The sequence below is a fragment of the Pseudovibrio sp. WM33 genome (assembly GCF_001623165.1).
Classification (GTDB): domain Bacteria; phylum Pseudomonadota; class Alphaproteobacteria; order Rhizobiales; family Stappiaceae; genus Pseudovibrio.
Genome location: NZ_LMCK01000090.1, coordinates 419,468 through 430,143, shown reverse-complemented (window position 1 = coordinate 430,143; position 10,676 = coordinate 419,468). Strand labels below are relative to the sequence as shown.

Sequence of the window (10,676 nt, the reverse complement as noted above, 5' to 3'; positions counted from 1 at the left end):
ACATGGAGGTCCGCTCTGCCCTTTATACGGCTGCCAATGCGATGCTAACCCGCTGTACCGGTGGATCCAGCATCAAGACCTGGGGGATGCGCTTGATGTGAACCAAGGGCCGGCGACGTGCCGTTGTTGCTGTGGCCAGAAAGCTGGCAGTTGTCATGCACCGCATGTGGGTCAATGACACATCATTCTGTCGTGATGGCTTGGAGGTTGTTGCATGATATAGCCTGACCTAAGTATCACGGCAGGATCGTTCTCTCTGGACGAGGTTTGTAGATGAAGCCGAAAATGTCTGCTGCGCCATGAAAGTGCGTCCATTAGCGTGGCTCTCTACAACCATTCCGGCACATGCATGCAGCCGCTCACTGTAAAGAGCGACCCAGACTGCGAAGAGAAGCGTGACCCGGACATGGATATGATCCGAATGAAAAGGAAAAAGAGCTTGACCTCAACGCCCGATTAGAGAAGCGGTCATTCAACCTAATTCTAGGCATGATTGGCCAAGGCGAGACTTCAACTTCAGGTCGATCTCATATCTCTTGCAGCAGTCTACATTGTAAGTGGATGTAAATAGTTGTGTCGAGCTAAAGCAAACCTCCAAGGGGCAGATGTTTTGGTCAGATTGGGGAAGTTTTCATAAAAACTTTCACCGCCCAATCTACAAACACTCTCACCCTTGGCGATAAGTATCGGTCGCGCGGATAGAAAATCGATACCCGAGACGACGTTGGCGGTGTATCTTTGAGTAATTCAACCAGTCGCCCTGCTTTGAGGTCTTCAGCCGCAGAGTAGCGCGGCTTTTGAATAATACCAAGGCCGAGACATGCACACTGTGCATAGGCTTCTGCTCCGCTGACCGTCACTGGTGTAGGAAGCTTAAAGATCTGAACCTTGCCATTTTGGACAAACTCAAGCGGCAATATTGCCCCTGTCGCGGTGGACCAAAAACCGACCATCTGGTGCCCTTCAAGTGCGTCAATCGTTGAGGGTGTGCCGAACCGCTCAAGATAATCCGGTGACGCGCAGGTCACCTCGTCCAGATCAGCAAGCTTGCGTCCGATCATATCACTATCAATTGGATTACCGACCCGCAGAGCGCAATCCACACCTTCACGCACCAAATCGACCAGCCGGTCGCCTTCACCGATATGGATCTGAATGTCGGGATAGCGTTCCAGGAAATCAGGCAATGTCGGCAACAAAAAATGCCGTGCGAGGACCCCGTGCACGTCAACGCGTAGCATCCCCTTGGGCTTTGTCGCAGCAAAGGCATCTTCGGCGTCTTCAATTTCCGACAGGATAGATAGGCAACGCCGATAATAAGCTTCACCATCCAACGTTGGACGCACAACGCGGGTAGTACGATGTAACAGGCTGACACCTAATCTGGCCTCAAGTCCCTTGACTGCATCCGTGACCGTTGATCGAGGCAAGCCAAGATCGGCTGCGACTTTGGTAAAACTTCGAACTTCCACGATCCGTGTGAAGACGTTCATAGCATTAATGCGATCCATTTATTATCCGACTTAGCAGAATAGTGATGACGATTTGTACGCGATTATCCACATAACGAGAAAGCCTATTTAATAATCACAACCAGCATTGGTTGATCCAGGAAAGGAAAAAAGACATGAGCACTACTGAAAACAGAACTGCAATCATAACTGGATCTTCACGCGGGATCGGCGCTACGATTGCAGAACACCTCGCGGCAGGCGGGTTCAATGTAGTTATAAACTATGCAGACAATGAAAATGCTGCGCGTCAAGTTGTCGAAAAGATCAAGGCGACAGGCAATAATGCTATTGCGGTCCAAGCGGATGTATCCGATGCGGCAGCAGTAAAGCGAATGTTCGAGATGGCCGAGAAAACCTTCGGCGGTGTGGACGTCCTCGTCAACAATGCAGGCATTATGAAGCTAGCCACCATTGCAGAAAGTGATGACGCTCTTTTCGATAGTCAGGTCGCGATCAACTTCAAGGGCACGTTCAACCCCCTACGTCAGGCAGCCAAACGTCTCCGAAATGGTGGTGCCATTGTGAACTTCTCAACCAGTGTTGTCGGATTGAAACTCGAAACTTACGGCGTCTATGCTGCGATCAAGGCCGCAGTTGAGACGATGACGGCCATCATGGCTAAAGAACTGCGCGGGCGATCTATCACCGTCAACGCCGTGGCCCCCGGTCCGACCGCAACCCAGCTTTTCCTAGATGGGAAGCCTCAGGAGGTCATCAATCGTATGTCACAGATGACACCGCTGGAGCGTCTCGGCGAACCGAAGGATATAGCCGCCGTTGTGGCGTTCCTCGTATGCTCCGACGGTGCGTGGATCAACGGGCAAACCGTGCGCGCCAATGGCGGTTTAGTCTGATCGCCATTGGAAATGCAGGCGTGATATAGTTCTATCTGCTTGAGTAATGAACTTGACGTTTCTAGTTCACAATCGAGCAGTCTGTGCAGAGGCTTCGATCATCTTTTCTACACTACTCTCGATATGTCACTGTCTGACCATTTGCAGACATTCAACCTAAATCTCATTGCTTACGGCCAGTGCGTGACTTCAACCATAGGTCGATTCTGGCCAGTTTGTTACTAAGTGACCTATAGCTGTCATTGGTCTGAATATGGAACAACACAGCCAATGGGAGAGGCTAGTTAAAGTAGATCTTACTCAACACATCATTAGTCTAGAAGTAGTCGGCAGCTCATGCTTGTCAAATTGCCCAAGAAAATCAGCTGTAGATAGAATTGCTCTGCTAATGTTTGATAGATCAAATGAGCTAGGAAAACTTTAGCAAGCACCATTGCCCCTCATAGCTTGCATATTTCTTGATGCTCGAGCAACGGATGCAAATCTTGGACCAAGGCGGGGCCTAGGAATTGAGTAATTTTCAATATCACCTTGTTTCCTAACAATTCAGTCCGGCATGATTATTGTTTCTCCAGCGCTCAGACCTTTGGTGACTTCGATCCCATAAACAGTCGTAGCTCCCAATTCAACGTTTCGCTGCTCAATCACACTCAATTCATTTTGACGAACAGTGATATAAGGACTGTCGTTGTCATGACTGATGGCTTCAAGCGGAACAACAATTGCATCTGATTTTTGATAGGTTTTGATCTTGATGCGAGAGGACATTCCTAGGCGCACACTCTGAGCAGGCATGTTGTCCTTGAGTTCAAATCTCGCCTGAACTTGAAAAGCCGGCCGTTGGCGACCACTGGCTGATCCGAAAGCCTCAGAACTCACCCGAGCAATTTCGCCTTCAAATTTATGGTCGGGAAAGGCCTCACTCGATATCTCCACTGTCTGCCCGACGCGTATTTTACTAACATCATTCTCATCTATCTGGCCTTCAGCAATAAATACTCTTGAATCTGCAATTGCAAAAATTGGCTGCCCTTTCTTCAACTGAAGCCCTGCCTCGATAGTCATAGTTCTCTGGCCTCCATCAGAAACGCTGGGAAGGGATACCAGAATTCCATCTTTGGAAGCTTTCACAGTTGCGTTTTCCTTGAGAGCTTTAAGTCTTTCAAATCGGTCCCCGGCGTTTTTTAGCTCCAGCTCTGCCAGATTAACGCTTTGCCCTTGGCTTGCCTGTTCCAATTGTCGCAGGTCTTGTTGCTGGCTCTCAACATTCAAAATCTGTCGGCTGACTTGGCGCTGTGATGCTTCATACTCGTTCCGAGGTACTATTCCTCTGTTCAGAAGATCTGCAAGAATGTCCGTCTGTTTTTGAAGATTGAGCAGTTCTGCTTCCGCAAGCAGCAAGGCTCGGAGCGAGCGCTGATAATCTGCGCTCGCTCTCCAGTCTTTTAAAGACTGCACGACACCTCTTGCTTTAATGAAGTCTGCTTCTGCGGCTCGGGACTCAGCGGCAATGTCTGCTGTATCAATAACCGCCAGAATGGCTCCCGCCTTCACGCTGCTGCCAACAGTCGCGTGAACAGTGCGGGTCAGACCATCAAATGGAGCAAATAGTATCGAGCTATTGTGGGCACGAATTGTTCCCACCACTGTCAGATGGTGAGTGAGATTTGTCGGCTGCACTTCAAAAAACGCAGGCTGTTGCAAATCAGTTTGAGCAATCGCCTGACCTCTCTCGCTAACTTCTTTTGCGAGCCAAAACCCTGCAGGCAAAATGAGACACCCAAGTGCGCAGAGCTTTACTACTCGTGCCAGACGTTTATTGCCTCTTTGCTTGGTATGCCTTGGGCTGTTGTGATCGTTTCCATCGCTTATATTTTCATCAGAAGCGGAATGAGGTTCTACGTGCTCGTTCAATAGCATGGCGCTCTGAGGCCTCCAGGTTTCTTCAGATTTATGCCCCATGTTTGAAGGCTGGTTCCAAGTTGCAGGTCCAACCGGGTCAGAGCATTTAAGTATCCAATGCGGGCAGTGAGAAGTTGGATTTCTCGATCTCGCAGGTGATCTTCCAGAGTTTGGACCTGAAAAGTGGTTGAGCGCCCCGCATTGAGTTTGGCGAGTTCAACCTCGACAGCCTTTCGCGCTAGTTCCTCTGCAGTTTCGGCCAACTTGATCTGTTTCCATAAAAGCCGGGCCTCATTTGCAGATCTCCTGATTTGCTTCTCAATCCCCTGACGGATTTCGCGAAGTCGCACATATGCGATCTTCTTGGTTGTGGAAGCTTGCACATAGTCGCGTTGAGGCTTTGGATTGTTGAGTTCGATGTTAACTCTAAAGCCCACAGTAGCCTCTGAAGTTGTCTGCCAGTTTGCTTGAGAGCCGCCCTCTAGCCCGTAGCGACCACGAGCAAATAAATTAAGATCCCAGAGTTTTGCGTTTTCCGCAGCAATCAGATTGTACTTTGCCTGCGCTATGACATTAAGTTGCCCCAGATAGTCTGGCCTGTTGGCTAAGGCAACGGTGACCAATTGCTTAATGCTGATGGTGACATCGCCTGATTCTTGAGCCTCTATCGCGATAATTGAAGTATCCAGATCTAATGCAAGAAGATCCACAAGCTGCAGTTTCGCGGTGGTTAAGTTTTGAGTGGCTTGCAAGGCGCGCAAGCGTTGATTTTCCAGATCAGCGCGTGTTTGGATGATGTCCAATGCGGCTATTCGGCCAACTTCAATGAGAGCTTCATTGTTGGTTATCAGCTTCTCTGCGCGTTCGACTGCAAGGTTGGCCAGCTTCAACTCCTCCTGCGCTAAGAGCAAATCTCGATAAGAAAAAATGATGTTTCCAATGACTTCGGCCACGGTTGAATCCAGACGCAAGATATTCGCTTTTTCTGCAAGGCGTGCTTGTTGAAGTGATGCTAGATTCGCTTTAACACCACCGCCTCTGAGTAGAGGCTTCTCAGCAGTAAACTCAGCGAAAGAGGACCAGTCCTGCAATTCTTTGCTTAAGTTTCCACCATTGCTCCAGGCAAACTTAAACTGTGCTCCCGAAGGCGTTTTGAGTTGGGCTTGAGGCGAAACCGTTCCGCGGGTAGTATGCTGAGTGCGGCTTGCAGACTGACTCAACTCTCCAGAAAAGCTAAATTGTGGCTCGAACTGCGCTTCCTCAACTGACAGATTGTATGCTTCCGCATAGCGCGAGATACAGGCACTTTCGATCGTCCTGTTGCTTTTCAATCCAATGAAGATTGCTTCTTGCAGTGAAATCTTCTTGCCAGCTTGAGAGACAAGCTGATTTGGTTTTTGTGATGGGATCGGTATCTCCGATGATGTTGCTTGGCCAAACTCAGGTCGCGGCTTTGGCAAAGGAGAGGCTGCATGAACGGCAACTGATAAGAGCAGGCAGATAACAAACGCCATTTTGATGCCTGCAATCCGGAATCCCAAGTATAAGTGCCTGTTATATAAACACTTAGTAAACAGCATCAAAAGCTCCTGAGGCTGTAACTGGATGTAGTCTGGGGGCCCAAACTACAGGGTAACTGCCCAAAAATAACCCCATAGCAACTGCTATCAGCCCCCTAAAGGCAGAGCATAAAGAGACGAACTGAATTGCCATCCGAAAACAAGCACAAACAAAAAATACGGCATAAACTAAAATTAGTTGTATTTTCTGGATAGCACTATAGGTTTTTAAAGAAACACAATCTACCGAATGACAATAAAGTCGAATTGATGAAGTAGCTTCCATTTCAGCAACAATTATCTTTGATGTTTGATCGCAACATTCAGATTTACGAACTAGCTCTAAGCACAACAAGCGGCTCAACACGCGCTGCTTGTAATGCTGGATACAACCCGAAAAACAATCCAACTATAAATGACATGGCTAGACTGATCGGCAAAGAAAGAAAGTAGAATGTAAAAATCCATCCAGAAATAAAAGTAAAAATCCAACTCACAAAAAATCCAATACTTGAACCCAATGCCCCTCCTATAGTAGAAATTAATATAGCCTCACATAAAAACATAAATAATATATCATTTTTTCTCGCTCCTATTGCTCTACGTATGCCGATTTCTTGACGCCTCTCTAAGACGCTCATCAACATCACGTTCATGATACCAACACCTCCAACGAACAATGAAATGAAGCCGGTCGCAGTTAAGAGCGAGCCATAGATTGTTTTCTGAGAGGCCATGCTTGTTATTAGTTGCTTCGCGGAGATCGTAAAAATCTCTCCACTTTTCATATTCTTAAGTAGTTTTGTTTTGAGCGCTTCTACAACTTGATCAATCTCTATTTCATCCGACATACTGACTATTAATTGATCAATGCTGACTTGCCCTCTAAGCTTGCGAGCTGCATCAAAGGGCAAGAATATTGTCTCATCAAAGGCTATATTGAGTAGAGGATTTTCTTGAGTTCTTTTCAGAACACCAATTACGACAACTTCGAACTTACCAAAAGACAAATGTTCTCCGATGGTGAGTATGCGGCCGTTTGCTTCCCAAAACGCATTTGCAACATTTGCCCCAACAACAGCAAATGCTGTATGTTCATCATATCTTGACGTCATACGCCCTTTCGACAAATATGCACCCGTTATACTAAAAAATTTATCGGTTACAGCCAAGACGTCGATGCGCGCATTATATGATTGCGCTTTGACTTGAGCGTTCACACGATTAATCGCCGCAACACTTTCGATGCCGTTAGTATTCTTGATAGTACTCTCGGCATCGCTCCAACTTAAACTGCCATGCCGGTCTGTTGATGGTAGCACTTGAAAACCCGCGATGTTTATGCCGCTTGATCGAAAGCTTTGTAAAATTTCTTCCTGAGCGTTATAATTAGTTTGCATCAAAGCAATGACTGCAGCAGTGCCCACCGAGATTCCAATTACTGCGAGAAATACACTCCTACTGAAATTAAAAATCGAAAAGGCTGCCTCGACAGCGATAAGTGTAAAAACACTTCGCTTGTCAGTTGCACACTCGTCCGCGCGACTCATTTGCCTAACACCTGCAATCAGAGATCACCCCATCGCGTATCCGAAACTGTTTATTGCAACGTTCGGCGATGCTTAGGTCATGAGTTACAATGAGAATTGAGAGGTTCTTCTCTCTATTCAGAAATTCTAGAAGAGATAATATTTCTTGTGCTGTTCTTTGATCTAGGTTCCCAGTAGGTTCATCAGCTAGCAACAATTTAGGATGGTTGATTAATGCGCGAGCGATTGCGACCCTCTGACGTTGCCCTCCAGATAGTTGCGAAGGTAGTTTGTGCTTGTGGTCGGCGAGGCCAACCATATTGAGAACGTGGCAGGATGCTTTAAACTGACGCTGTCTGTTAATCCCAGAATATAACAGTGGCAACCCGACATTTTCCCAAACCGTATACCGCTCGATAAGATGAAAAGACTGAAAAACAAACCCCAGAGATCCATTGCGATAGCGTGCCATCTGCTTATCATTGATGCTTGAGGTATCAACGCCATTGAAATACAAAGTTCCGCTGGATGGTCGATCCAACAATCCTAAAATGCTTAACAAAGTTGATTTTCCAGATCCCGATGGTCCGAGTAAAGCACTATACTCTCCTTCATTTATAGAAATATTTACGCCGCGCAAAACGCAATAATTACTATCAGCACTTCCATTTCTGAATACCTTCTCAATATTTATCGCAGACATCAGAGTGTTTCTTTTTGGCATTTAAGAAATTTTCCTCTTGATGACGGTATACATTATAATCGAAATGTAGTTAGCATCTCTGAAATCTCTTTAGTAAAGCGAATACATTATCTCTACGAACTTTAAGAGCACTTATTCAGAGATGCCAAAGGTCTACTGTGTTAGCGATACGGCCCTGTGAAGCTGACAGTTGTATACAGTTTCCCGTTATTTACATCTGGATTTGCAACAACTCTACATCGCGATGAACCTGCAGTGCGTATAGCTGAAATACTCATTCCAGAATCAATAATTTTACCATCAGAATAAGAAAATGACAAAGTATATCTACATGTGTGATAAGAACTGTTTCGATAGCTATAGTAATCAAAACTTACTCTGCCGGTTCCAGACCCAGATGAAACAGTTCCTGTGAGTTCGGAATAGAGCGATGGATTAACACTCACCGAGCAAAAATCGACACCGCTACAAGACAAATTTCTATAGTTTTGAGGGCCATAGGCTGAAGAAGAAGAAACCTTTATCGAAATAGAATCGAGGTCTGCGGCATTAGCGATGCCAACAGCTGAGAACATTAGTGCGCCATTGATTGCTGCTTTCAGTAAACTCATAATCATTACCTTTCTATGTCTCAAATAACTCTCTTGAGGTGAGGGTTAGATTGATAGCAACCCAGGATTGTGTAAAGCTTATGTGGCAAACTCGTATCACTTGGCGGAGCACCCCACCCTTCCGTAAGCGACTACCACTCAGATCATATCAACCCTTGATGGAAATGCGCGAATGTCCGGTAATGGCCCTTGTCATCAATTTCAATATGTTGGTCATGATATGGCTTGTAGAAGTCTCAGCAAGGTTTTAACTTCAGGTAGGTTTTGAATTGGAGCCAGTTGAGGAGTCCCGATTGGGCTCAGTTTTATAATAACTCGAGGCCTCGTCAGGCTCTTGCAATGAAGACGTCCAACGAGGAACTTAAATTAGCGGCATACCCTGAGCAGAAACAGCTGGGTCAATACATACTTTCACTGGGTGGCCCTCCAAGAATTAATGTAAATCTTGACTTAGGTGAAATAGCGATCGCGGATCTTACGCTGAATATCCCTCACCACCATCACAGCTTCAGCGCTGGCTACCCTTGTATTTTGCCCACTGCTCACTTCTGTTGTCGTGATCATGGGTTAAAATACTTCCTTACTCAAATCACCAGATCTGTCCATATGGCTTCGATAGGGAACAGCCTACACAAGCCCAATCATTCCGTTGACCCCAAAACACGTTCAGGTAGAATTTTGATATGACTTTAGTTTGCCCAGATTGTTTTGGTGATGCGGGTCTTCAGCGCAGGATCAAAGATATAAGGCCAGCGTATCAAAACACCCGCTGTGATTTTCATCCATCGAAAAAGGGAATTCCGATTTCCGCCGTCGCCGGAATCGTCGATCAAGTATTTAGAAATCAATATACCTTCGGGGACTACCATCCTATCTATGACGATTTCGTCGGGGATGATCTTCACGGCGTACTCTACGGCTTAACGGAAGCTGATGATGGCGAGGTCGTCGCTGCTCTGGCAGATGCTCTAATAGAGGGCGACGATTATTGGTCTCCAGATGGCGAAGACGCCTTTTATACTCTCAACGGAAGCTATGTCCAATATGAAGCTAATTATGAAGAGCATAGCCTGACTTGGCGGCATTTCCAGCGTGAAATTTTGCACGAGCAACGGTTCTTCAGTCAGAGTGCTCTGCTCAGGCTTCAAACAATCTTCGATGGTCTCCATCTCTTACGAGACGGCGGAAATGGCCCTGTGGTGTATAGGCTAGAGAATGGCGACAAAACAGTCCAAATTCATCGCGCACGTATAGCCAACCGAATTGAAGAGAGGGAGCAGATTGCCCGAAGTCCTGCCAGCCAACTTGGCCCGCCTCCGGAGAAGCTAAGGCGTGCGGGTCGTATGAACCCATCAGGTATATTAGCTTTTTATGGCGCTTTCGACCTAGACACTTGCGTGGCAGAGCTACGCCCGGCAGTTGGCGAAACGGTGATTGCGGCAAAATTCGAGCTTACACGTCCCATACTGGTACTCGACACAACAAAGTTTACTGGACGCCCCAAAGCGATCAACGTTTTTGCGCCGACTTATGTGACACGAATGAGATTGTGGAAGTTCATGACAACTTTCATGAATGAGATTGCCAGGCCATGTCTCCCTGATGATGAACACTTGGATTATATTCCTACGCAAGTTGTCTCGGAGTATTTGACGCACCTGCACAAGCTCAAGATTGGCGGCGAAGAGAAGACGATTGAAGCGATCATTTACCGATCAGCCCAAAACGGGAATGGCAAAAATATCGCGATATTCGGAAAGGCGGCCACCGTTAAAGATGCTGGATCTAGGCCAAAGTCTTTCCTTTCCATCGAAAATCCGGCGATCGAAGTTGTCGAAGGTTCAATTTCCTCTCATGAAGTGTCCAGAGTGAGGCACGCGAAACAAAAAGTCCACTCAACGGTTCCAAAACCTGAATCTCTTTACGACGGCAAAGATGATGAACTGCTATTCTAACTTAGGTTCATAGCGCCTCCATCGATTTGTACCTTATCAACCGCTGATA

8 protein-coding genes are annotated in these 10,676 nt (G+C 46.6%); 2 read left to right on the top strand and 6 right to left on the bottom strand.

Going from position 1 to position 10,676, the window contains the following annotated elements; all coding sequences use genetic code 11:
• Nucleotides 1–614: 614 nt before the first annotated feature.
• Nucleotides 615–1,511: a LysR family transcriptional regulator gene (locus tag PsWM33_RS17255; protein ID WP_063301026.1), complete on the bottom strand. Its 897-nt coding sequence runs from the start codon at nucleotides 1,509–1,511 to the stop codon at nucleotides 615–617.
• Between the two features lie 116 nt (nucleotides 1,512–1,627).
• On the opposite strand from PsWM33_RS17255, the gene PsWM33_RS17250 reads away from it, so the two are divergent.
• Nucleotides 1,628–2,368 carry an SDR family oxidoreductase gene (locus tag PsWM33_RS17250; protein ID WP_063292267.1) on the top strand — a complete coding sequence of 247 codons (741 nt, stop codon included), beginning with the start codon at nucleotides 1,628–1,630 and terminating at the stop codon, nucleotides 2,366–2,368.
• Between the two features lie 546 nt (nucleotides 2,369–2,914).
• On the opposite strand, the gene PsWM33_RS17245 is transcribed toward PsWM33_RS17250, so the two are convergent.
• The 5 genes from PsWM33_RS17245 to PsWM33_RS27170 form a co-directional block, all read right to left on the bottom strand.
• A complete protein-coding gene (locus tag PsWM33_RS17245; RefSeq protein WP_193778301.1) occupies nucleotides 2,915–4,138 on the bottom strand; it encodes an efflux RND transporter periplasmic adaptor subunit in 1,224 nt (407 codons plus the stop codon).
• Nucleotides 4,139–4,278: 140 nt separating this feature from the next.
• A complete protein-coding gene (locus PsWM33_RS17240; protein WP_063297385.1) occupies nucleotides 4,279–5,784 on the bottom strand; it encodes a TolC family protein in 1,506 nt (501 codons plus the stop codon).
• Nucleotides 5,785–6,158: 374 nt separating this feature from the next.
• The gene (locus PsWM33_RS17235) at nucleotides 6,159–7,379 is read right to left on the bottom strand and encodes an ABC transporter permease (protein WP_063301025.1); all 1,221 of its coding nucleotides are present in this window, start codon (nucleotides 7,377–7,379) and stop codon (nucleotides 6,159–6,161) included.
• A 4-nt stretch (nucleotides 7,380–7,383) separates the two neighbouring features.
• Nucleotides 7,384–8,061, bottom strand: coding sequence for an ABC transporter ATP-binding protein (locus PsWM33_RS17230; RefSeq protein WP_153039800.1), 678 nt, complete (start codon nucleotides 8,059–8,061; stop codon nucleotides 7,384–7,386).
• Between the two features lie 161 nt (nucleotides 8,062–8,222).
• Nucleotides 8,223–8,672: a hypothetical protein gene (locus tag PsWM33_RS27170; RefSeq protein WP_153039799.1), complete on the bottom strand. Its 450-nt coding sequence runs from the start codon at nucleotides 8,670–8,672 to the stop codon at nucleotides 8,223–8,225.
• Nucleotides 8,673–9,355: 683 nt separating this feature from the next.
• Here PsWM33_RS27170 and PsWM33_RS17220 point away from each other — a divergent pair.
• Complete coding sequence (locus PsWM33_RS17220) at nucleotides 9,356–10,627, top strand: RES family NAD+ phosphorylase (protein ID WP_063301023.1); 1,272 nt, start codon at nucleotides 9,356–9,358, stop codon at nucleotides 10,625–10,627.
• Nucleotides 10,628–10,676 lie beyond the last annotated feature (49 nt).